General features: G+C 59.7%; 14 protein-coding genes. 12 read left to right on the top strand and 2 right to left on the bottom strand.

Annotated elements, in window-relative coordinates:
* Nucleotides 1–14: 14 nt before the first annotated feature.
* From GN111_RS15575 to GN111_RS15545, 7 genes are all read left to right on the top strand, one after another.
* Nucleotides 15–1,223: an efflux RND transporter periplasmic adaptor subunit gene (locus tag GN111_RS15575; protein ID WP_170302322.1), complete on the top strand. Its 1,209-nt coding sequence runs from the start codon at nucleotides 15–17 to the stop codon at nucleotides 1,221–1,223.
* A 7-nt stretch (nucleotides 1,224–1,230) separates the two neighbouring features.
* The gene (locus GN111_RS15570) at nucleotides 1,231–4,398 is read left to right on the top strand and encodes an efflux RND transporter permease subunit (protein WP_155304629.1); all 3,168 of its coding nucleotides are present in this window, start codon (nucleotides 1,231–1,233) and stop codon (nucleotides 4,396–4,398) included.
* A 211-nt stretch (nucleotides 4,399–4,609) separates the two neighbouring features.
* Entirely contained in the window at nucleotides 4,610–5,752 is a 1,143-nt protein-coding gene (locus GN111_RS15565) for an efflux RND transporter periplasmic adaptor subunit (RefSeq protein WP_155304628.1), read from the top strand.
* A gap of 163 nt (nucleotides 5,753–5,915) precedes the next feature.
* Nucleotides 5,916–9,074 (top strand): efflux RND transporter permease subunit, encoded by a 3,159-nt coding sequence (locus GN111_RS15560; protein WP_155304627.1) that lies wholly within the window; start codon nucleotides 5,916–5,918, stop codon nucleotides 9,072–9,074.
* Nucleotides 9,067–10,515 (top strand): efflux transporter outer membrane subunit, encoded by a 1,449-nt coding sequence (locus GN111_RS15555; RefSeq protein ID WP_155304626.1) that lies wholly within the window; start codon nucleotides 9,067–9,069, stop codon nucleotides 10,513–10,515. Before GN111_RS15560 ends, GN111_RS15555 begins: the two co-directional genes overlap by 8 nt.
* Complete coding sequence (locus GN111_RS15550) at nucleotides 10,512–11,681, top strand: MFS transporter (protein WP_231715757.1); 1,170 nt, start codon at nucleotides 10,512–10,514, stop codon at nucleotides 11,679–11,681. The genes GN111_RS15555 and GN111_RS15550 overlap by 4 nt, the downstream gene beginning before the upstream one ends.
* Nucleotides 11,682–11,891: 210 nt before the next feature.
* Entirely contained in the window at nucleotides 11,892–12,719 is an 828-nt protein-coding gene (locus GN111_RS15545; protein WP_155304624.1) for a DUF169 domain-containing protein, read from the top strand.
* Nucleotides 12,720–12,892: 173 nt separating this feature from the next.
* Here GN111_RS15545 and GN111_RS15540 read toward each other — a convergent pair whose 3' ends face one another.
* Together GN111_RS15540 and GN111_RS15535 are read right to left on the bottom strand one after the other, a co-directional pair.
* Nucleotides 12,893–14,326 carry an RtcB family protein gene (locus GN111_RS15540; RefSeq protein ID WP_155304623.1) on the bottom strand — a complete coding sequence of 478 codons (1,434 nt, stop codon included), beginning with the start codon at nucleotides 14,324–14,326 and terminating at the stop codon, nucleotides 12,893–12,895.
* Nucleotides 14,327–14,333: 7 nt separating this feature from the next.
* Nucleotides 14,334–14,753 (bottom strand): archease, encoded by a 420-nt coding sequence (locus GN111_RS15535; RefSeq protein ID WP_155304622.1) that lies wholly within the window; start codon nucleotides 14,751–14,753, stop codon nucleotides 14,334–14,336.
* A gap of 435 nt (nucleotides 14,754–15,188) precedes the next feature.
* Between GN111_RS15535 and GN111_RS15530 the strand changes: the two genes are divergently transcribed.
* From GN111_RS15530 to GN111_RS15510, 5 genes are all read left to right on the top strand, one after another.
* A complete protein-coding gene (locus tag GN111_RS15530) occupies nucleotides 15,189–16,619 on the top strand; it encodes a circularly permuted type 2 ATP-grasp protein (protein WP_155304621.1) in 1,431 nt (476 codons plus the stop codon).
* A gap of 136 nt (nucleotides 16,620–16,755) precedes the next feature.
* Nucleotides 16,756–17,730, top strand: a complete 975-nt coding sequence (locus GN111_RS15525) for an alpha-E domain-containing protein (protein ID WP_155304620.1) — start codon at nucleotides 16,756–16,758, stop codon at nucleotides 17,728–17,730.
* A 42-nt stretch (nucleotides 17,731–17,772) separates the two neighbouring features.
* Nucleotides 17,773–21,093 (top strand): transglutaminase family protein, encoded by a 3,321-nt coding sequence (locus GN111_RS15520; RefSeq protein WP_155304619.1) that lies wholly within the window; start codon nucleotides 17,773–17,775, stop codon nucleotides 21,091–21,093.
* Nucleotides 21,094–21,153: 60 nt separating this feature from the next.
* Entirely contained in the window at nucleotides 21,154–23,658 is a 2,505-nt protein-coding gene (locus tag GN111_RS15515; RefSeq protein ID WP_155304618.1) for a circularly permuted type 2 ATP-grasp protein, read from the top strand.
* Nucleotides 23,655–24,527 carry a transglutaminase family protein gene (locus GN111_RS15510; protein ID WP_155304617.1) on the top strand — a complete coding sequence of 291 codons (873 nt, stop codon included), beginning with the start codon at nucleotides 23,655–23,657 and terminating at the stop codon, nucleotides 24,525–24,527. The genes GN111_RS15515 and GN111_RS15510 overlap by 4 nt, the downstream gene beginning before the upstream one ends.
* Nucleotides 24,528–24,566 lie beyond the last annotated feature (39 nt).

Raw genomic sequence — 24,566 nt, 5'->3', positions numbered from 1 at the left:
TGGAGCAGATCGATATGTCGGATAATCACCCGGAACCCACTTTTTGGGGCAAGGTCATCAGGATACTGATCCCCCTGCTGTTGATTGCGGCCGGTGCGGCCGCCTTTGCCCACTTCAAGGCCACCGCCCCGGTCATGCAAAAGGCCAAGCCGGAGCGCAAGGTTGCCGTGGTCGACGTTCAAACGGCCCGCCTGGCCGATACCCGCGCCGTGGTTTCCGCCATGGGCACCGTGGTTGCAGCCCGTGAAGTGACCCTCAAGGCCCAGGTCTCCGGCACGGTTTTATCCGTGGCCGCCGCCTATGTTCCCGGAGGGAGCATCGCCAAGGGCGCCGAACTGCTTTCCCTGGACCCGGTGGACTACGAGGTGGCCGTGCAAAAGGCCCAGAGCGCTCTGGCCACCGCGAAGGCCGCTTTGGCCATCGAGCAGGGCAGCCAAAACATCGCCCGGGAAGAATTGGCGCTGATGTCGGCATTGTCCTCCGAAGGCGTTTCCGAGACGGATCTGGCCCTGCGCAAACCCCAGTTGGCGCAGGCCCAGGCCGACGTGACCAGCGCCGAGGCCGATCTGCGCCAGGCCATGCTGGATTTGAACCGTACGGTGGTGCGGGCGCCGTTCAATGCCATGGTCGTCGAGCGCAATGTCAATGTGGGGACCTATGCGGGCGCCCAGGACAGCCTGGCGACCCTGGTGGGAACGGACGAATTCTGGATCGAGGCGGTGGTTTCCCTGGACCAGCTGGCCCTGATCGATCTGCATTATCCGGGCGGCTGCCCGGTAACCATCAAATCCCAGGTCGGCACGGGAACCTGGACCGGTTATGTGGTCCAGGTGGCCGGCAAGCTCAGCGAATCCAGCCGCATGGCCACGGTGATCGTTTCGGTTAAGAACCCGCTGGGCGCGATTGAAAAACCGTCTCCCATTCACCTGATGATCGACGACTACGTCAATGTGGAAATCACCGGCCGCGAGCTTGCCAACGTGATCGAACTGCCCCGCGCCGTCATGCAAGACGGCAAACGGGTCTGGGTTTACGACAACGGCGCCCTGGACATCCGCAAGGTCACCCTGGCGTGGAAAAGCACCGCTGCGGTGTACCTGGACAGCGGCGTGAAAGCCGGCGAAAAGGTGGTGACCTCGGCCCTGGCCACTCCGGTGCAGGGCATGGCCCTGAAAGTTGCCGACGCACAGCCCGCAGCGGCAACAGATGCCGAAGGAAGGTGAGGGCGCCATGCAAGCATCCCATCGCCAGAACTTGAGCCGCGGGCCCATCGCGTGGATGGCGGGCAACTCGGTGGTCGCCAACCTGTTGATGTTCGTTTTCCTGGTTGGGGGGCTGATCGCCGGCTTCCGTGTCAAACAGGAAATGTTTCCCGATTTCACCATCGACACCGTTGAAATTTCGGTGTCCTATCCCGGTGCCAGCCCCGAAGAGGTGGAGGACGGCATCGTCTTGGCCGTCGAGGAGGCGATCCAGGACCTGGAAGGCGTGGACGAAATTTCCTCGACGGCCTCCGAAGGCAGCGCCAGCATCAGCGTCGACATTATCGAGGGTGCCGATGTGACCCGTCTGTGGCAGGAGATCAAAAGCGAGGTCGACCGCATCAACACCTTTCCCGACGAGGCCGAGGACCCCCAGGTCACCATCGCCGAGCACAAGCGTGGCGTGCTGACGATAGCCCTTTCCGGCGATGTGGACGACCTGACCCTGCGCGCCACCGCAGACCAGGTGCGCGACAAGCTGCTGGAAAGCGAGCACATCAACCAGGTGGACCTCACCGGCGTCAAGGATTATGAAATCCGGGTGGAGATCCCCCAGGCCACCCTGCGGCGCTACGGGATCACCCTCGGCGATGTCGCCGATACCATCGCCAATGCCTCGGTGGAACTTGGCGGCGGCAGCCTCAAAACCTCTGGCGGCGATATCCTGGTGCGGGTCAAGGACCAGCGCGAATACGCCCGGCAGTACGCCCAACTGCCGGTATTGACCGGAAGCGACGGCTCCCAGGTACTTTTGGGCCAGGTGGCCACGGTGCGCGAGGCCTTCGAGGAATCCCACACCTGGGCCGAGTTCGACGGCGAACCGGCGGTGATGATCGAAGTCTACCGGGTCGGAAACCAGACGCCCACCGAGGTTGCCGACGTCGGCAAGAAAATCATGGAGGAATTGAACGTTTCGCTTCCCAAGGGCCTGCGCCTGACCCTGCTCGACGACCACTCGGAAGGGTTTACCGAGCGCGCCGAGCTGCTGATGAAAAACGCTCTTCAGGGGCTGGCCCTGGTTTTTATTTTCCTGGCCCTGTTCCTGGAAACCCGGTTGGCCTTCTGGGTCAGCCTGGGAATTCCGATTTCTTTCATGGGATCGTTCATCTTCCTTTCGGGAACCTTTTTTTCCATCAACATGATCAGCATGTTCGCTTTTATCGTCACCCTGGGCATCGTGGTCGACGACGCGGTGGTGGTCGGCGAAAACATCTACCACTGGCGCCGCCAGGGGCTGGACCCCCTCGAAGCGTCCGTGGCCGGCGCCCGGGAAGTGGCCCTGCCGGTGGTGTTCTCCGTTCTGACCAACCTGGTGACGTTCATGCCGCTGATGTTCGTGCCCGGTTTCATGGGCAAGATTTTCAAGGTGATCCCCCTGGTGGTGATCGCGGTGTTCGGCGTGTCGCTCATCGAAAGCCTTTTTATCCTGCCGGCCCACCTGGGTCATCGCAAACGTAGCACCCCCATGTGGCCCCTGAATTATCTGGAACGCTGGCAGGCGCGCTTCAGCGAAGCCTTCGAGCGCTTCGTGCGCCACCGGTACGGCGATTTGCTGGAGTTTATGATCAAACAGCGCTATTCGGTTATGGCCTTCGGCCTTTTTCTGATCCTGGCCCTGGGCGGCTATGTGGCCTCGGGACGAATGGGGCTGGAGATGTTTCCGGCCAACGAATCGGATTACGCCTATGCTTCGGCAACCTTGCCCTACGGCAGCGCCAAGGCGCGTCTTGAGAAAGTCGAAAACCATCTGCTGGAATCGGCCCAGGCGGTGGTTGCCGAAAACGGCGGCGAGGAGCTGGCCAAGGGGGTGCTCTGCAACGTATCGGGCAACACTATCGCGGTGCGTATCTTTCTGACCGATACGGACAAGCGGCCCATTTCCACCTCCAAGGTGGTCGAGAAGTGGCGCCAGGCGGCGGGAGACATCGCCGGACTGGAAAGCATCCGCTTCGAGTCCAACATGGGCGGCCCGGGATCGGGCAAGAACCTCACCGTGATGCTCAGCCATTCGGATACGAAGACGTTGGAATCCGCCGGCGAGGACCTGGCCGCGATGCTGGCCGATTTTTCCATCGTTCACGATATCGACGACGGATCGGAGCAGGGCAAGCGCCAGTTCGACATCAATCTGCGGCCCCTGGGCGAACGCATGGGGCTGACCTCCCAGTCGGTGGCCGAGCAGGTGCGTTACGCCTTTCAGGGCGCCGAGGCGATGAAGCTGCAGCGCGGTCAGAACGAGGTCTCGGTTCGGGTCAGCCTGCCCGAGAACGAGCGTGCCGCCGAAGCCACCCTGGAAAACATGATCCTGCAGGCGCCCGAGGGCGAGATCTATCTGCGCGATGCGGTTACCATGACCGCCGGCCGGGCGTATACGTCCATCGAGCGCACCAACGGCTGCCGGGATATCTCCGTAACGGCCAATGTCTCTCCGCCGTCCAAGGCGGAAAACATCATGAACGAACTCAAATCGTCTCTGCTGCCCGATCTGATGAAGCGCTATCCGGGGCTGAGCTACAGCTTCGAGGGGCATCAGGCCGATATGCGCGAAAGCATCAGCGCCCTGATCACCGGTTCGATGCTGGCCCTTTTCTGCGTCTATGCGCTTCTGGCCATACCGTTTAGAAGTTACGCCCAGCCTTTGATCATCATGATGAGTATCCCTTTTGGCGTCATCGGCGCCATTTTGGGCCACCTGTTAATGGGTTATGCCCTGTCGCTGAACAGTCTGTTCGGCGTGGTGGCCCTGTCCGGCGTGGTGGTCAACGACTCGCTGGTGTTGATCGACCTGGCCAACCGCTATGTCAAATCCGGGATGGGGGTCAGGGAATCCGTGATTTCGGCCGGCATCCAGCGCTTCCGGCCGATTTTGCTCACCACGGTGACCACCTTCGGCGGCCTGATGCCGATGATTACGGAAACTTCCCGTCAAGCGCGGATGATGATCCCCATGGCCATTTCCCTGGGATTCGGTGTGCTTTTCGCCACCCTGATCACCCTGGGGCTGGTGCCTTCGCTCTATGTAATCGTCGAAGATGTCGCCCGGCTGTTTAAGAATCGTGGGCGTCGATTCGATCCTGCTGTTTCCGGGAGCGGGAAACAGGCTGTGTTGACTTCCGGGTCCACGCAAAGCGCATAAATCCTGAAACCGCTACCGTTGCTTCGTTTTGCCCCGCACCGCCGATCGGCAATTCCTATTTCAAATTCTTTTTTTAAAAAAATGTTTGAGTTTTGTAATGTCGATTGTTACATTGCATAACAATTGAATTTAGGGCAGGTATTTCCTTTCAGAAACTGTTCCGTCCCCTGGGGCAAGCAGAGGTGAAAAATCGAACACGGGAGAAAATAAAATGGTACCAATCCAACGCAAAACCCGCCAGTTGGTAATTGGCGGGTTGATTATGCTGATCCTGGCCACGGCTTCCCATGCCGGCGCCCAATCCAAGGCCCAGGCACCACCGCCGCTGGTGGAGGTGGCCGTGATCACCGAAAAGGCCGTCAACCCGCCCATGACTCATGTGGGTCGGGTCGAGGCGATCCAGGCCGTGGATGTCCAGGCCCGGGTGCAGGGCTATCTGGAGAAAGTTGCATTCACCGAGGGCAGCCGGGTCAAGAGCGGAGATCTGCTTTACGTCATCGAGCAGGCCCCCTATGCCGCCCAGGTTAAGGCGGATGATGCCAAGGCCGCCGAGGCCAGGGCTGCGCTCAGCAAAGCCCGTCAATACCGCGAACGACTCCAGAACGTCAGATCCGGAGGCGTTTCCAAAACCGACTTGGAAACCGCCCTGGCCGATGAGCAGGAGGCCCAGGCCAAGGTGAACCAGGCCGTTGCCACCCTGGATGTCTCGCGTTTGAACCTGGACTACACGACGATCAAGTCACCCATCAGCGGGCGCATCGGTGTTTCCAATTTTACCCGGGGAAATCTGGTGGGTCCGGAATCGGGACCGCTGGCGCGCATCGTCCAGTTGAATCCGATTCGCGTGGTCTATTCGGTGAGTGAATCTGACCGCGTGGACGTTCTTTTGGGCATCCAGGGACAGGGCAAGTCTTTCGAAGACGCCAAGAAGGATCTCGTGCCGCATTTGCGGCTGCCCAACGGCGCCATGTACGCGCTTCCCGGACGGATCGAATTCACCGATAACGAGGTGGACAGCACTACCGGCACCGTGGCGGTGCGCGCCATGTTCGACAATCCCGACGAGCTGCTTTTGCCGGGCCAGTTCGTTACCGTCGAACTCAGCCTGGCCAATCCGCAAAACATGCCCGTGGTGCCGCAGCGCGCCGTGCTCGAAGACCGTCAGGGCCAGTATGTGTTTGTCGTCGATACCGAAAATCGGGTTCAACGGCGCAACATCGCCACCGGTGTCACCATTGGAACGCAATGGGCCGTGAAAAGCGGCCTGATGGCCGGCGAAACCGTTGTAGTGTCGGGCGTTCAAAAGATTCGCACCGGACAGACGGTCAATCCCCAATCCGCGGGCAAGCAGTAAATCGTGTTCGTCCAGAAATAGGCAAATTTGTTCGAGATCAAGGCGCACGAAAAATTCTACCGCAGGCATATGGTTAATATTTCGAGGATAGAATTTTTCGCGCAACGCCGATATCGGGCAAATTGGTCATTTCTGGATGGACACTGAACAAAGAGGTTCGATTATGCTCTCCAAAATATTCATTCAACGGCCCCGTTTGGCAATGGTGGTTTCCCTGATCATCACCTTTGCCGGCCTTCTGGCCATTTTCAATATTGCGGTGTCCGAGTATCCAGGCAAGATTGTGCCGCCGGAAATCCGGGTCTCCGCCACCTATCCCGGTGCCAACGCCGAAGAGGTGGCAGCCTCGGTGGCATCCCCGCTGGAAGCCCGGATCAACGGGGTGGATGACATGCTCTACATGTCCTCCAAGGCCACCAACAACGGCAGCTATTCCCTCTCCATTTATTTTGCCGTGGGCACTGATGCTAACATTGCCCAGGTCAACGTGCTCAACCGTGTCCAGGAGGCCCAGTCCAGTCTGCCCAGCGAAGTTACCGAGCAGGGGATTTCCGTGCGCCAGCGTTCGTCGGACATGCTGGGCGTGCTGTTTTTTTATTACAAGGACACCAGTCGGGATGTTTTGCCCCTGGCCAACTGGGTCTCCATCAACGTCAGCGATACGCTCAAACGGGTGGAGGGGGTCAGCGAGGCCAGTCCCTTCGGTTCCCACGACTACAGCATGCGCATCTGGCTGGATCCCACCCGGCTCACCGCTCTGGGGTTGACCGCCGATGACGTGATCAGCGCCATTAAGGAGCAGAACCTGCTGGCCGCCGCCGGTTCCATCGGCACCGCGCCCATGGCCGAGGGTCAGCAGGTCCAGTACACGCTGAAGGTGAGAGGGCGCCTGACCGAGCCGGCGGAGTTCGAGGATATCGTGGTTCAGACCAACGCCAAAGCGGGTATCGTAAGGCTGGGCGACGTGGCGCGGATCGAGCTGGGCAGCGAGTCCTATGCGTCAGAAGATACGCTCAACGGCCAGCCGGGCATTCCACTGGCCGTTTACCAGACACCGGGCAGCAACGCCCTGCAAACCATGGAGAATGTGCGCGCATCCCTGAAAGCGCTTGAATCGCGGCTGCCCGAAGGGGTCGGATACGATGTGATCTACGATTCAACCAAATTCGTCTCCGCCGCCATCGAAGAGATCGTGCTCACCCTGCTGATTACCTTTTGCCTGGTGGTGGGGGTGACCTATATCTTTCTCCAGGACTGGCGGGCCACCCTGATCCCGACCCTGACCATCCCGGTATCACTGGTCGGCACCTTTGCCCTTTTGATCGCCATGGGCTATTCGGCCAACACCATCACGCTCTTCGCTCTGATTCTGGCTATCGGCCTGGTGGTTGACGATGCCATCGTGGTGGTGGAAAACGTCCAGCGGGTGATGGCCGACGAGGGGCTCGATTCCCGTTGTGCGGCCGAACGCAGCATGGAACAGGTAACCGGCCCGATCATCGCCACCACTCTGGTGCTGCTCGCCGTGTTCGTACCGGTGGGTTTCTTGCCCGGCATTACCGGCCAGATCTATCGGCAGTTCGCCGTTACCATCTGCGTGGCCGTGCTGCTGTCGGCAATCAACGCCCTGAGCCTGAGTCCGGCACTGTGCAGCCTGCTGCTGCGAAAACCGAAACCAGCTCGCCGAGGCCCCCTGGCCTGGTTCAACCGCGCCCTGAACGGCTCGCGCAACCTCTATGTGGCCGTTTCCGGCTGGCTGGTGCGCAAGATCGCAATTGCACTGTTAATCCTGGTCATCATCAGCGTCGGCGTGTGGCGGCTTTTCGGCATCGTACCCACGAGCTTTCTGCCCGAAGAGGACAAAGGGTTCATGATCGTAGACATTCAACTGCCCGACGGCGCCGCTTTTGCCCGCACCACCGAACTGGTTGACGATATGTCCAAGCGCATCAAGGCCATCGAGGGCGTCGATTTCGTCATCGGTGTGCGCGGTTACAGCATAATCAGCGGCGCCGGCGAAAACGCCGGTATCGCTTTCGTTGGGCTGACCCCCTGGGACGAGCGCACCACGCCCGATCTGCAAATCAAAAGCGTTCAGAACCGGATCCGAGGGATCGCAGCTACGATGACCGGTGCCAACATCAACGTTTTCGTTCCCCCGGCCATCCGGGGGCTGGGTTTGTCCGGCGGATTCAACCTGGAGATGCAGGCCCTGGAAGGGCAGTCGCCCCAGGAGATCGATGCCGTATCCAAGGGGCTGATGGTGGCCCTCAACCAGGAACCGTCCATCGCCTATGCCTTTACCGCATACTCGGCTAACGTGCCCCAGTTGTCCGTGAACCTAGACCGCACCAAGGCGCGTCTGCTCAATGTGCCGGTCAGCCGGGTATTCTCGACGCTTCAAGCCAACCTGGGGTCGCGTTATGTCAATGATATCAACCTCAATGACCGGGTTTTCCAGGTTACCGTACAGGCCGATGCGTCTTTCCGAGACACGGCCGAGGACATCACTCGCCTGCATGTGCGCAGCGACAACGGCAACATGGTGCCCCTGTCCAGCCTGATGACCATATCCACGGTACTCGGCCCCCAGTCGGTGGCCCGCTTCAACCAATTCTCCTCGGCCAGTTTCATTGGTGCGGCCCTGCCCACGATCAGTTCCGGTGAGGCCCTAACCATTGTCGAACGCATCGCCGGGGAAACCCTGCCCAAAGGATATGGCTTCGATTGGTCCGGCATGAGTTTTCAGGAGAAAAAAATCGGCAATGAATCGACGGTTCTCATGGTACTGGCCCTGCTCTTCGGCTATTTGTTCCTGGTGGGCCAGTACGAAAGCTGGACCCAGCCCCTGCCAGTGATTATTTCCATCGTGGTGGCCGTGCTGGGAGCTCTGGCCGGCCTTTTGGTCTGCGGCCTGGCGCTTTCCATCTATGCACAGATCGGGTTGGTGCTGCTGGTGGGCCTGGCGGCCAAAAATGCCATTTTGATCGTGGAGTTCGCCCGCGAACAGCGCGAAGCGGGGCTTTCCATCTACGAGGCGGCTGTTACCGGTGCCCGCATGCGCTACCGGGCCGTACTGATGACAGCCTTCTCGTTCATCCTGGGAGTCTTTCCCATGATTGTCGCCACCGGAGCCGGCGCCGCCAGCCGGCGGGCCATCGGCACCACGGTGTTTTACGGCATGCTGGCGGCCACGCTGGTGGGAATCTTTTTGATTCCGGCCCTTTATGCTGGTTTTCAGACCATGCGCGAGGCCACGAACCGACGATTCGGAAAGCGTCATTCAGCCAATGCCTGCTCCCTGGAGGTGCCCAATGAGTAATTCTATAAAACAGCCCATAAACCGGTTGCGGTGTGCCATGGCCGTTGTGTCGGTCCTCTTGCTGATGGCCGGCTGCGCTGCCGTCGGCCCCGATTACGCGGCGCCGGATCCTGAGTTGACGGACACCTGGCAAACCCCGCTTCAAGGCGGATTGAAAGACGAGCCGGTCGATTCCGACCAACTGGCCCGGTGGTGGGAAACCCTTGACGACCCCCTGTTGACCAGCCTGATCGAAAAAACCCTGGTCGCCAATCCAGATCTTAAACAGGCAATTGCCCGGGTGCGCCAATCCCGCGCCAGCCGTGCGATTACCAATGCCGACCGTTTCCCTTCTCTGGATGTCGGCGGGTCGGTAACGACCAACCGGGTCAGCAAAGCCAGCAGCGGCACGGAATCGGGTGTTGAACGGGACTGGTACGAGGCGGGCTTCGATGCGGGTTGGGAGATCGACGTTTTCGGCGGCATGCGCCGCAGCGTGGAGGCGGCCGATGCGGATCTGCAAGCCGTCCAGGCCGACCTTGAAGACGTCCGGGTGTCCCTGGCCGCCGAGGTGGCGCGCAACTACATCGAGGCGCGGACTTACCAGTACCGCCTGGACGTGGCCATGGCCAACATCGAGGCCCAGGAAGAGACCGTCGATCTGATCGAGTCCAGGTTCGAGGCCGGTCTGAGCAATGAACTCGATATTCAGCAGGCCCGCTACAATCTGGAGGACACCCGCAGTCAACTGCCCAGCCTGCGCAGTGGACTGGAGGCGGCCAAAAACAGCCTGGCCGTCCTCACCGGACAAGCACCGGGCAGCCTTCGCGGGCAGCTCGAAGCGCGGCGCCCCATACCGGTGCCGCCCATGACATTAGCCGTTGGCGTCCCGGCCAACACACTGCGCCGGCGTCCGGACATCCGCAGCGCCGAACGTCAACTTGCCGCCCAGAGCGCCCGCATCGGCGTGGCCACGGCCGACCTTTATCCGAAATTCCAACTGCTGGGCTCCATCGGCCTGGAGTCCATCAACTCCGGGGACTTTTTCGACAAGTCCAGCCGGTTCTGGAACCTGGGTCCGTCGATATCCTGGCGGATTTTCGACGCCGGCGCCATTAGACAAAACATCGAGGTCCAGGACGCCATTGCCGAGCAGTATCTGGCTGCCTACGAAGGTGCCGTGCTCGGCGCCCTGGAAGAGGTGGAAAATGCCCTGACCACTTATGCTGAAGAGCAGGTCCGCCGCAGCCATCTGAAGAAAGCGGTTGCCGCAGCCCAGCGAGCCGCGGATCTGGCCCAGGACCGATATGCCGCCGGCCTGGTTGATTTCTCCAACGTTCTCGACGCCCAGCGCAGCCTCCTTTCCTTTCAAGACGGACTGGCCCAGAGCGAGGGTACGGTCACGACCAATTTGATATCGCTATACAAAGCTCTCGGGGGCGGATGGGAACAACAGCGTTGAAATTTCGGCTTCTATTATTAATCAGTCTGCTGGCGGCCTTTCCTCCGCTGTCCACGGATATGTACATACCGGCCATCCCTCTGCTGCGGGAGCAGTGGGGTCAGCCGCTGGTGGTGATCAACCTGACGCTGATCGGTTTTTTTATCTCCTATTGCGTTTTTCTGCTGGTATACGGACCCATATCCGATCGTTACGGTCGGAAGAGGCCGCTGATGGCGGGAATCGGTATCTACATCTTTGCCAGCCTGGCCTGCGCAGCATCCGCCGGTATTCACATGATGATCTCCGCCAGAGTGGTTCAGGCTGCCGGTGCGGCGTCAGCATCGGCCTTGAGCCTGGCTATCTGCAAGGATCTTTTTGACGCCAAATCGCGGGAGCGGGTCATGGCTCACATTGCCGTCATCATGGCCCTGGCGCCCATGATGGCTCCCATCATCGGCAGTTGGGTGATTTACTGGAGCAGTTGGCGATGGGTGTTCGTCATTCAGGCCCTGATGGGGTTGGTGGCTTTTCTCGGCGTGTATCGCATGACCGAATCGCTGACAACCTTCAGCACGGTGAGCCCACGAAAGGTGATCGGTGTTTACCTCCGCCTGCTGGGAAATGGGCGTTACATCAGCCTTCTTCTGGCCATGTCACTGCTGGTGTTTCCCCTGTTTGCCTTTATCGCCGGGTCGTCCGAGATTTACATGACCCATTTCGGTCTCGGTGAACGGACATTCGGCTTCTTTTTCGGCGCCAACGCCATGGCAAGCATGCTCGGCGCCATCGTCTTCGGAAGGTTGTCTGCCTACGTTCGCATGGAAAAACTGGTTACCGTTTCCTTTGCAGGCATCATGGCGGCCGGTTTCTGGATGCTGCTGGAACCGCACCAGTCCCCCTGGAGTCTGGCGCTGCCCATGGGCGCGATGACCTTCTTTTTCGGCCTGAATCGTCCTCCCACGAACAACCTGATCCTGGAACAGGTTGATCGGGACGTGGGCGCGGCATCCTCCCTGCTCGTTTTCACATTCATGATTCTTGGCGCCCTTTCCATGGGCATCGTATCGCTTCAATGGAATGACAAGATTGCCGTGTTGGGGACGATGGGCGCCATCACCGGAAGCTTGACGTTTGTCTTCTGGCTCCGCTTCAAGTCTGTTTTCCTTGCAAGATATGAAAGATAGCGTCAACCGGAGCGGCATGTTGTAAGAGAATGCTCAAAAAAAGTTTGCCAAACAGATTCGCTTTTGGTAGGGACCTTCCCGGTAACATTGTGAGGGTGTTGCCTTGTCACCAATAATTTTTAAGTGACGGTTCCGTAAAAGCGAGTCTTGATTGTCGATGGGCGGTACCCGCTTTTCAACGCCTCCGTCAAGAACGAGGAGAGTGAGATTATGTTGATGAGTAAAGATGCGGCAAGTGAACAAGGAAGTGAGAGTACGGCGGTGAATTACAAAGCGATGCGTGATCAGATGATCTGGAACCTGCGTCTTGACTTCGACCCGGTTGGCATTCGATTCATCCAGGATGAGGCGGAGATCGACAAGCTTCCGGTAACCCATACGGCCGGTGCCAAAATTACCTATTGTCAGTTCCTGGCCGCTTGCCGGCAGGAGCGTTATGCCCTGCTGATGAAACCCGAGAAGCTGCTTTGCCAGAACGCCTATCCGGTATTCGGTTTCCGTGAATTGGAAAAAGATGCCGATACCCAGCGCCACATGAAGTATCTGGTGGATGAAGAGTTGGCCTGGAAGGCGCCCCAGGAAAAGGCACGGCTGGAAGTGGGCGACTGCAAGGCGATTTACATGGCCCCGCTGGACCATTTTGACAACCTCGAAGCGGGTCCCGACGTGGTTTTCTTTGTCTGCGTTCCCTATCAGGCCTATCACATTTTCAACGATTATATGGGAGCCATGAAAAGGGCCAACCTGAACTTTTTCCACACGCCCAATTCGGCGGTTTGCTCCGGCAGCGTCTGGTCCTACAACAACAAGACCGCCAACATGACCACCATGTGCGCCGGCTCCAAAACTTCCGGCAAAACGGAAATGAATTACGTCAATGTCTTCATTCCCGGAGAGCATATGGCCGCCACGGCCAAGCAACAGGCCATGCGCGTCGAAAAAGGCGGCGCCTCCGTGTTGGGCAAGGGCTACAAGCCCTGGCCGGGAATGGATGTCTGCAAGGGATGCCCGCTGTTTAAATTCAAACCGGCGGCATAGCGCTGGACCTATTTTCCTTATCGCAGCATATCGGACAGGGCGGGGATCAACCCCGCCCTGTTTTTATATCGGATGGGATGAATTCCAAAATGGAGTATTCCGCCAACAGAACGATCCAACCAATCGCATCTGTAAAATCATATCTATACAATTTTGGCGTTGAAATGCAGCCATCAGCCCTTGATCACACAAATCGGCCGCAGCCGCGCTACCTTTTTTGAAATACCGGCCCCATGGACGCTTTCCACAACCTGGTCGATGTCCTTGTAGGCGTCGGGCATCTCCTCGGCCAGGGTGCTGCGCCCGCTCCATTTGACCAGGATGCCCTTGTCGGCCAGCTCCCGATGGATGGCGCGCCCCTTGCTCTGTTTTTTCGCAGCTTTGCGGCTTAGCACCCTCCCGGCCCCGTGGCAGGTGGAGCCGAAACTCTCTTCCATGGCCTTTTGGGTGCCGGCCAGCACGTATGAAGCGGTGCCCATGTCGCCGGGGATTAGGATTGGCTGGCCCACATGGCGATAGGCCGCGGGAACCGCCGCATGGCCGGGGGCGAAGGCCCGTGTGGCCCCCTTACGGTGTACGCAGACGTCCCGGGGGTTGCCGTCCACGATGTGCGTCTCCCGTTTGGCGATGTTATGGCAGATGTCGTACACCTGATGCATGTCCAGATCCCGCGGGCCGATGCCCAGCACCTGCTGGAAGGTTTCCCGGGCACGATGCAACAGGATCTGGCGGTTGGCCCAGGCATAGTTGGCCGCGCAGGCCATGGCGGCAAAGTAGCGCTCTCCTTCTGGAGAGCGGATCATGGCGCAGGCCAGTTGACGGTCAGGCAACCGGATGCCCAGGGTTTTGACGTGTTTGTTCATGAAGGCCAGGGAGTCGTCACAGACCTGGTATCCCAGGCCCCGGGAGCCCGTATGCAAAAGCACGGTGATTTGATTTTCGAACAGTCCAAAGGCGCGGGCCGCATCCTCGTCGAAGATCTCGTCCACCACGCCCACTTCCAGAAAATGATTGCCCGAACCCAAGGTGCCGAGCTGTTTAAGACCCCGTTCCAGTGCCCGCTGGCTGACGACCGACGGGTCGGCTTCGGCCATGCAGCCGCCGTCCTCGGTGCGCTCCACATCTACGGCATCGCCCAGGCCTTGGCGCACGGCCCAGGCCCCGCCCTGCTTTAAGACTTTCAATTCATCCTTGACGGACAGTTTGACCGAGCCCGTCGATCCCACACCGGTGGGGATGTTTTGAAACAGGGCCGTAACTAAACGCTCCGCCACAGGACGAATGTCCTTTTCTTCCAGGCCGGTAGCCGCCAGGCGCACCCCACAGTTGATGTCGTAGCCCACGCCGCCGGGGGAGATGACGCCGGTCTTCCAGTCGAATGCCGCCACCCCGCCGATGGGAAATCCGTAGCCCCAGTGCATGTCGGGCATGGCCATGGCGGCGGTGAGGATGCCGGGCAGGGTGGCCACGTTGGCCACCTGCTTGAGGGCTTCTTCCTCGCTCAGTCCGGCGGCCATGCGACGGCTCATGAAGATCCGTCCGGGCACGCGCATGTCGCCGGTGCGAGGGATTTCGTAACAGAAGGGGGAGATTGGGTTGAGTTTCATATTTTTATCAAATATCGAACACCACCGTTGCCTGCCATCCGTCCTCGATCGGTTCCACCGCGATCTGGTGATAGGTCACCGCCTTGATCTCGTTTAAAATGGTATGATTCTGAGAATCATAATTCGCTACAGCGATGCTTGCAGTCAGTGCGGTATCGGAAACATCGAGGATAGAAACCATCTTAACCAGTTTTTCCTTTCCAGTCCACAGATAGAGCAACTCGCGCAGGAAATTGACCATCAGATCGGCCGGGTCATCCCCGATGACATCGATGCTGACCGTTTGCGTCGATGCCAGGGTGTCCGGGTCGCAGATCAGGTCGGCCAGGGTCAGACCTGCGTTCTGGAAAAGTTCGGCCTTGCTTTCGCCGATGATGCGCACGCGCAGGTCGGCGGTGTGGTCGAGGAGCTGGTAGGTAAGGTTCATTCGCGCAGGTGTTTTAAAGTTGCTTTATGAAACGAATTTCGGGATTATGACTCTACATTGCCATTTATCTTACCACGCGTTGTTGTTTTTGTCTGTAGCATGGCCTTAATCAAGGTTCCTAAAGAAATAAAATTACAATCCTGTAGTAATTGGCACCTATTTTTACTAATATGTAATACGAATGCGACGAACCGCAGGCCTTGTCCGCCAGACAACAGGTTCCCGTATCCGTTTGATTCATTTTCTGCCTCGATACAGTCGATTATGCCTTTGATGAGGGAAAGTATGGCCATCGTTGGCATGTAACGTGCTGATATGATTTATTCGGAAATTTGGATGGACTGGCGATCACCCCCCGAGATTGTCGAATTCAGTCGATTCAGTGATCGATAAATTATTTTTTCATCAGAACGCATCGGAAGAGGGGAAGACGGAATGAAAACCTTTGAAAGCTATGATCCTGAGGACTATTACGACGAGTTGATGGATGCGCAGGGCACACCCCGACCCGGAGCGCAACTGCTGGTAGAAAAGATCGAGTCGCTTCCGCCGGGTGAGTTGGCCCTACGCCAGAAAGCGGCCGAGACCCTGTTGTTCAAGATGGGCATTACCTTCAATGTCTACGGCCGCGAGGAGGGTACGGAAAAGATTTTTCCTTTCGACATCATCCCGCGCATCGTCTCGGCCGATGACTGGCAGCAGATCGAAAGCGGCCTGAAGCAGCGCATCTTTGCCCTCAACGAGTTTATTCAGGACATCTACAACGACCGCAAGATCCTCAAGGACAAGGTGATCCCCGAGGATCTGATTTTCAGCAGCCGGACCTACCGGAAAGCCTGTGAGGGGTTCACCCCGCCCCGACGGATCTGGTGCCATGTGACCGGCACCGACCTCGTTAGGGATCGTGACGGTACGATCTATGTCCTGGAGGACAACCTGCGCTGCCCATCGGGTGTTTCTTATGTGCTGGAAAACCGCCAGGTGCTCAAGCGCACCTTCCCCCAGGTGTTCGAAGCGTCCCGGGTGAGACCGGTGGACGATTATGCCTCCAAGCTGCTGGCGATGCTGGAACACCTTGCGCCGGACCACATCGACTCCCCGACCATCGGCGTCCTGACGCCCGGTATTTACAACAGCGCCTATTTCGAACACTCCTTCCTTTCCCAGCAGATGGGGGTGGAACTGGTCGAAGGCCAGGACCTGGTGGTGTCCGACGGCTACGTCCACATGCTGACCACCAAGGGCCTCAGGCGTGTGGATGTCCTCTACCGGCGCATCGATGACGACTTCATCGACCCCGAGGTGTTCCGCCCCGATTCCCTGCTGGGCGTGAAAGGTTTGATCGACGTATACAAAAGCGGGCGTATCGCCCTGGCCAACGCACCGGGAACGGGAATTGCCGATGACAAAGTGATATACGCTTATGTGCCCAATATCATTGAGTATTATACCGGAGAAACGGCCATTTTGCCCAACGTGCCCACCTACATCTGCCGGGACAAGGACGATCAGGCCTACGTGCTTGAGAACCTGGATCAACTGGTGGTCAAGGCGGCCAACGAATCCGGCGGATACGGCATGCTGGTGGGGCCCCATGCCACCGACGCGGAACGGGCGGCGTTTGCCGAAAAAATCAAAGCCGAACCCCGCAACTACATGGCCCAGCCTACCATATCGCTTTCCCGGGTGCCCACCATCGTGGGCGACAGCATCGAGGGGCGCCACGTTGATCTTCGCCCCTATGTAATTTTCGGGGAGGAGATTTATGTTCAGCCCGGCGGCCTGACGCGTGTGGCCCTGCGCAAGGGGTCGCTGGTGGTCAACTCCTCCCAGGGGGGCGGCAGCAAAGACACGTGGGTCTTGTAATGCAGCCACCTTAACAGAGGATATTTCCGAATCCCGCCGGGGGATGCCGGGTGGATAAAAAAGCCGGACGCCAGTCGAAAACATTGCCGTCGAAGGACAACCGAACCGCAGGAAAAGCATAACCAAAGGGGGCACGATGCTCAGCCGAGTCGCCAATTCAATCTACTGGATGTGTCGCTATATCGAACGGGCCGAGAATGTGGCGCGCTTCATCAGCGTCAACCTCAACTTGCTGCTGGATATGCCGTCTGAAAAAGACCAGCACTGGGAGTCGGTCATCATGACTACCGGCGACCAGGCCCTGTTCAAAGAAAAATGCCAGAATTGCCTCCAGGAAGCAGTGATTCGGTTCCTGACCTTCAACCGCGACTATCCCAATTCCATCCTGAGCTGCCTGGCGGCGGCCCGCGAAAACGGCCGTTCCATCCGCGAGATCATCTCTTCGGAGATGTGGGAGCATCTCAACAACTTCTATCTGGAACTGGCCGAAAAACAAAGCCAGGCGATGGCGCTGACCGATCCTCACCGCTTTTTCAGGATCATCCAGATGCGCAGCCACCTGTTCACCGGGCTGATGGACTCCACCATGAATCAAGGCGAAGCCTGGAATTTCGCCCGCATCGGCATGATGATCGAACGGGCGGACAAAACTTCGCGCATCCTGGACGTCAAGTACTTCATGCTGCTGCCCCGGGCCGATCTGGTCAACTCGTCCATCGACAATATCCAATGGACCGCGGTGCTCAAATCCGCCAGTGCCTTTGAGATGTTCCGTAAGCGACACCACCAGATCACGCCGCGCAACGTGGCCGATTTCTTGATTTTCGACCGCCATTTCCCGCGCTCCATCCGTCACTGTGTGAGCAAATCCAAGATCTGCCTGCAGCGGATCAACGGCGGGGGCGACGGAGCGTCGCGCAATGCCGCCGAAAAGCAGGTCGGGCGCCTCGAAGCCGATCTGGCTTACGGTGACATCGACGAAGTGATCGCCAGGGGCATGCACGAATACCTGGACAGCCTGCAGATTCGGCTCAACCGGATCGACGCGGCCATCGGCACCACGTACTTCAACATCAAACCGGCTATAGAATCGGCGGGTGTCGAGCAGTAATACCGGCTCTTGCTCAACCCTCCATATTGAAAGGAACCGTCCTTGGGAATCCATGTTGCCCTGAATCACCAAACCCTCTATCGTTATGACCGACGCGTCACCCTCGCCCCCCAGACCATGCGTTTGCGGCCGGCGCCCCATTGCCGCACGCCGATCCTGAGCTACTCGGTGACGGTCACGCCGCCAAAACATTTTCTCAACTGGCAGTTGGATCCCTTCAGCAACTATCTGGGCCGGCTGGTCTTCCCGGAAAAAACGGACGTCTTCCAGGTCGAGGTGGACCTGGTCGCCGACATGATCATCATCAACCCCTTCGACTTTTTCCTGGAACCGGCCGCCGATTCCTTTCCTTTTGCCTACGAACGACAGTTGAAAACGGATCTGGCGCCTTACCTGGAATGCGAACCGGCCGGCGAAAAACTGGCCGACTACCTGGCGGGCATCGATCGCAAGCCCAAGCAGACCATCGACTTCCTGGTGGATCTGAACCAGCGGTTGAGCCGGGAAATCCGCTATCTCATCCGCATGGAACCCAACGTGCAAAGCTGCGAGCAGACCCTGACCCTGGGCAGCGGATCATGCCGGGATTCGGCCTGGCTGCTGGTAAACATCCTGCGCCACCTGGGCCTGGCGGCCCGCTTCGTTTCCGGCTATCTGATTCAGCTTGCGGCGGACGTCAAATCCCTGGACGGCCCGTCCGGACCGGAAGCCGATTTTACCGATCTTCATGCCTGGACCGAAGTCTACATCCCCGGTGCCGGCTGGGTGGGCATGGACCCCACTTCGGGCCTGTTCGCCGGCGAAGGGCACATTCCCCTGGCCTGCTCGCCGGAGCCGCAAAGCGCGGCCCCCATCACCGGCGCCCTGGAAAAATGCGAAGTCGATTTCAGCCACACCATGAACGTACGGCGGATTCGCGAAGAACCCCGTTCCACCCGTCCTTACCCCGAGCCGGTCTGGGAGGCGATTCTCGATCTGGGCGACCGGGTGGACCGGCAATTGGAAGAAGCGGATGTGCGGTTGACCATGGGCGGCGAGCCGACCTTCGTCTCCATCGACGACATGGACGGCGACCAGTGGAACACCGAGGCCCTGGGCGAGGAGAAGCAACGCCTTTCCGAAAAGTTGATCAAGCGCCTGCGGCTGCAGTGGGCGCCGGGCGGACTGCTGCATTACGGCCAGGGGAAATGGTACCCCGGCGAATCGCTTCCTCGCTGGGCACTGGGCTGCTACTGGCGCACCGACGGCAAACCCATCTGGCAAAACGACTGCTGGCTGGCCGATGCGTCAACAGATTATGGCTACGGTGCTCTGGAAGCCAAACGGTTCATCGAGGCGCTGGCCGACCGGTTGGGCGTTGACAGGCGGTTTATCCGCGAAAGCTTTGAAGACATTTTATACTACCTGTACAAGGAGCAGCGGTTGCCGTCCAATGTGTCGCCCACCGATCCGCGGCTGAATGATCCCGAGCAGCGGGCGCGCATGATGCAGACTTTTGCGAAAGGATTGGGCGCCGTGGTCGGCTACGTCCTTCCCCTGCAGTACGGGTCGTGGAAAAGCGGACCGTGGCCATTGCGCAGCGATTACATGTATCTGCTGCCCGGCGATTCACCGGCCGGGCTGCGTCTCCCTTTGGAGTCGCTGCCCTGGGTTGCCAAAAAGGATCTGACCTACGACCATCCCCTGGATCCCATGGCCGATCGCGGACCACTGCCAGACCCGCACGACGGCCAGCGCTTTCTGGAGGGCGCCGCCGCCGAAGCGGTGGGCGAAGACGTCCGAACCCAGCCCAAGCCCTTCGACGACCCGGCGCCCGCGGTCGGCGAATCGGCCGCCTGGCTTGTCCGCACGGCACTGTGCGTGCAGCCCCGCAAGGGATGCCTGTACATTTTCATGCCGCCGGTCGCCGTTCTTGAAGGCTACCTGGAACTGGTGGCCGCCATCGAGGCGACGGCCGCCGCCGCCAGGATGCCCGTTATCGTCGAAGGTTACACCCCGCCCTATGACCCGCGGCTCAAGAGTCTAAAAATTACACCCGATCCCGGTGTGATCGAAGTCAACATTCAACCCATGCACACCTGGCGCGAACTGGTGGACGGCACCACTACCTTGTACGAAACCGCACGCCAGACGCGGCTGGGCACGGAAAAATTCATGCTCGACGGCCGCCACACCGGCACCGGCGGCGGCAACCACATCGTTCTCGGCGGGGCGACGCCGGAGGACAGCGCGTTCCTGCGCCGGCCGGACCTGCTGCGCAGTCTGGTCACCTTCTGGAACAACCATCCCTCTTTGAGCTACCTTTTTTCCGGTCTCTTTATCGGCCCCACCAGCCAGCAGCCCCGGATCGACGAGGCCCGCCACGACAGCCTCTACGAGTTGGAGATCGCCTTTGCCGAACTGGACCGGCAGATGGACAGGTACGATTCTTGTCCGCCGTGGCTGGTGGATCGGCTCTTTCGCAACCTGCTGGTAGATGTCACCGGCAACACCCATCGGGCGGAATTTTGCATCGATAAGCTCTATTCGCCGGACAGCAGTTCCGGTCGGCTGGGGCTTTTGGAATTCCGGGCCTTCGAGATGCCGCCGCACGCCCGCATGAGTCTGGCCCAGCAGCTGCTCCTGCGCACCCTTTTGCTGTGGTTCTGGAAGACCCCCTATCGTCGGCGCCTGGTTCGCTGGGGGACCCGGCTGCATGATCGTTTCATGCTTCCCGATCCCCTCAGACAGGACTTCAACGACGTCCTGGAAGCCCTGCAGCAGGCCGGTTTCCCAATTTCCATGGATTTTTTTCATCCCCATTTCGAGTTCCGTTTCCCCATCTATGGACGCGTCACTTACAAAGGCATGGAGATGGAGCTGCGCCAGGCCCTGGAACCCTGGCATGTCCTCGGCGAAGAGCCCGGCGGCGGCGGAACCGTGCGCTACGTGGATTCTTCGGTGGAGCGCCTCCAGGTCAAGGTGACGGGAATGACCGGCAGCCGCCACCGGGTCGTCTGCAACGGACGACGCGTACCCTTGCAGCCCACCGGCGTCGACGGCGTCTTCGTGGCCGGCATCCGCTACCGGGCCTGGCAGCCGCAGGCCTGCCTGCATCCCACCATCGGTGTGGATGCGCCCTTGACCATCGATCTGTTCGACACCTGGTCCCAGCGGGCCGTTGCCGGCTGCACCTATCATGTGGGCCATCCGGGAGGGCGCAACTACGAAACCTTTCCGGTCAACGGCTGGGAAGCCGAGGGCCGCCGACATGCCCGCTTCATCCCCGGCGGCCACACGCCAGGCGCCCGGGGTACGGTCCCGGAAGCGGAGATCAATCCTGAGTTTCCCTACACCCTTGATTTACGACGCCGGACGGGGTAAATCGAAGCGGCCTTTTTGTCGGCGATGCAGTGTACATCCCAAGCGAGGTTTTTAGCGTTTATGGCCGAACCCATAGCGGCCGGACCGGCCTCCCGGTTCGAATCCATGCCTTTTCCCGAAGATAGCTATTCCGAGGCCTTCGGATCGCCGGGGATCATCCGGGATCACTGGCGCGCTTTGATGGCGGCCTTTTCCAGCATCCCCCCCGGCACCCTCGACCAGCGCCAGGAGCGGGTACGGCGCATGCGCCATGAGGACGGCGCGACGTTCAATCCCTTCGACGATGCCGGCGGCCAGGGGACCCCATGGGCGCTGGAGATGATCCCCCTGCCCATCACCGCCGACGAGTGGAGCCTGCTGGAATCCGGGCTGAACCAGCGGGCCCAGCTGCTGGAACGAATTCTGGCGGATGTCTGCGGCCCCCAGGATCTGATTCGTCAAGGACACCTGCCCGCCGAGTTGGTCTTCGCCAACCCCAATTTTCTGCGGTCCTGCCACGGCATCGCACCGGCCGGCAACCGCTCTCTCACTTATTATGCCGTTGACCTTTATCGCGGTGCCGACGGACGCTTCCGGGTCTTTCGCGATTACGCCGACACCCCGGCCGGCATCGGCTACGCGCTGGAAAACCGGATCGTGATCTCCCGGGCCTTTTCCAGCCTGTACCACAAAAACCAGATTCGCCGGCTGGCGCCGTTTTTCCATACCCTGCACCAGAGCCTGATTGACCGGAGCCCCCTGCGGCGGGACGATCCCGGCATCGTTTTGCTTTCTCCGGGACCGGACAGCCGCATCTACTTCGAACACGCCCTGCTCTCCCGCTATCTGGGCTATCCACTGGTGGAGGCGCAGGATCTCACCGTTCGAAAAGGGGAGGTCTTTCTAAAAAAGCTGGCCGGGTTGGAGCCGGTGCAGACCATCCTCCGCCACGTCGCCGATGTGCACATCGATCCCTTTGTCGGCAGCCGATCGGCAGCCGGCGGCGTAGCCGGACTGATCCAGGCTTTCCGTCAGCAGCAAATCGACATTGTCAATCCCGTTGGCAGCGGATTTGTGGATACGCCGGCGTTGGCCGCGTTCCTGCCCGACCTGTGCCGGCAGTTGACGGGCACGGAACTGCTTCTCGAAAACCACCCGTCATGGTATTGCGGCACCGAGGCGGGGCGCAGCCATGTCCTGGCCAATCTGTCCCGGTTGATCGTCGAGCCGGCCATGCAGCGGTTTGCGCCAGTTAACCCAAAGGATGATCCGGCGTCCGGGATCGCCGCGGCCCCCCATCTTTACATGGCATGCGAACCGATCCGACCGTCGACGGTTCCGGCATGGAGCCCGGGAAAGGCGGCCCCGCGCTACACCCTCATGCGCTTTTTTGCCTGTGCCTGCGAAAACGGTTTTACCTTTATGCCCGGCGGCCTGGCCATCACGGCCGGCGACGTCGAAACCCTGGCGGGCAACGAACCGGAACGCCAGCAGAGCAAGGACATCTGGATTTTTTCGGACCGGCCGGTGGTTCCCTTCAGCCTCATGAGCAGCCTGCAGACGGTGTCAACGTTCAAACGCGGCAGCGACCTGCCCAGCCGCGTGGCGGATCACCTGCTGTGGCTGGGGCGCTACCTCGAACGGTCGGAAAATATGATTCGCCTTCTGCGGTCCGTTTTCCGGCGTCTGGCCGGCGAAGCCCGAACGGTCGATATTCCCGAACTGCCGTTTCTGCTGAACCTGCTGCGCTCCAAAGATTCCATCCCAAACGTGCCCGAAGGGCAGGAGGACCCGCTCCGCTACCGGGAGCTGTCCGTTCAATTGAAAGATGCACTCTTTCGGCAGGACCGTTCCGGGAGTGTTGCGGCCAACCTCAAACGGGTGCAACAGGCGGCAAAAAGCGTCCGGGATCGCCTCTCTCTGGACTGCTGGCGGGTCATCAATCACCTGGATGGATTTGCCGAGGCACCGGGCATGGATCCGCTGGAACTGCTCGACGAGACCCTGTTCACCCTGAGTGCCTTCAGCGGGCTGGCCATGGAAAGCATGACGCGGGGGTTGGGATGGCGGTTCATGGACATGGGGCGGCGTGTGGAGCGTGCCATCAACCAGGTTCACCTCATCAACATCGCCCTGCCGCTGGTGTGCAACGATTCGCGCAGCGCCCTGGAGGCCCTGCTGGAGGTTTCCGACAGCATCATGACCTATCGGGCGCGCTACCGAACGGCTTTTCAACTGGCCCCGGTGCTCGACCTTCTGGTGATGGACGAAAGCAATCCCAAATCCCTTGCGTTTCAATGCAGCCAGATCGCCGAGCATGTCGAGGCCCTGCCGCGACAGGACGACCTGCGCTACGCCACCGCCGAAGAGCGGCTGGCGCTGGAAATGCTCACCGCGGTGCGCCTGTTGGACTTGAGCGGCATCGACTGCAAGACGGGCAACGATCGCCATGCCGCGCTGCGTGCGTTCCTCGAAGCCATGGACCATCGATTGACCGACTTCGCCCAGCAGGTTAGCGCCCACTACCTGACCCGGATACCGTCAACGCCCCATTTCTCGACGATGCGCGGTGATCGGGCACTATGAAATACCGTATCGTCCATAATACCACTTACAGGTATTCGGAGCCGGCCTCGCTTTCGCAAAACGAACTGATTCTAAGGCCCCGTGAGACAGCCGCCCAGAAGGTGGGCAGCAGTAGGCTGGAAATCCGGCCGAAACCGGAAATTGTGAACGACCGCAGCGACTATTTCGGCAACCCGGTGCAAGGGTTCATGATTCAGCACCCCCATAGCGAACTTTCCATGATTGCCACCAGTCTGGTGGATACCTTTTCGCCGACCGTTCCGGTGGCCGAAGCGACGCCTGCCTGGGAAAGTGTGGCCCGGCAACTGACCGCTCATGACCTGCCCGAAGAACTGGAGGCCTACCAATTTGCATTCGCCAGCCCGCTGACGACCACAGGCGCCGCCGTCAAGGATTTCGTGCAGCCGTCTTTCCCGCCCCGGCGTCCGATTTTAGCGGGTGCCGTCGATCTCATGGGAAGAATTTTTTCGGATTTCACCTACGACAAAAACGCCACGACCGTGGAAACCGGCGTGGACCAGGTTTTGCGCAACCGCAAAGGCGTTTGCCAGGACTTTGCCCACCTGATGATCAGCGGGCTGCGCAGTCTGGGCCTGGCGGCCCGATATGTGAGCGGGTATCTGGAAACCCTGCCGCCGCCCGGCAAACCCAAGCTCGTGGGGGCCGACGCCTCCCATGCCTGGCTCTCCCTGTACGTTCCGCAAACCGGATGGGTGGATCTGGACCCCACCAACAACCAGATTCCCGGCGAAAAGCATATCACCCTGGCCTGGGGGCGGGATTACGGCGATGTCACGCCGGTAAAAGGGGTGGTTATGGGAGGCGGTGAGCATACCCTTTCGGTGACGGTGGATGTAAGCCCCCGGTAGTTCAAGTGATTAAATAGCACAATCGTTCGTCATTCCGGC

The sequence above is a fragment of the Desulfosarcina widdelii genome, from assembly GCF_009688965.1.
In the GTDB taxonomy this organism is placed as follows: domain Bacteria; phylum Desulfobacterota; class Desulfobacteria; order Desulfobacterales; family Desulfosarcinaceae; genus Desulfosarcina; species Desulfosarcina widdelii.
The sequence above is the reverse complement of the archived record's forward strand: the minus strand, read 5'-3'. Positions and strand labels throughout refer to the sequence as shown.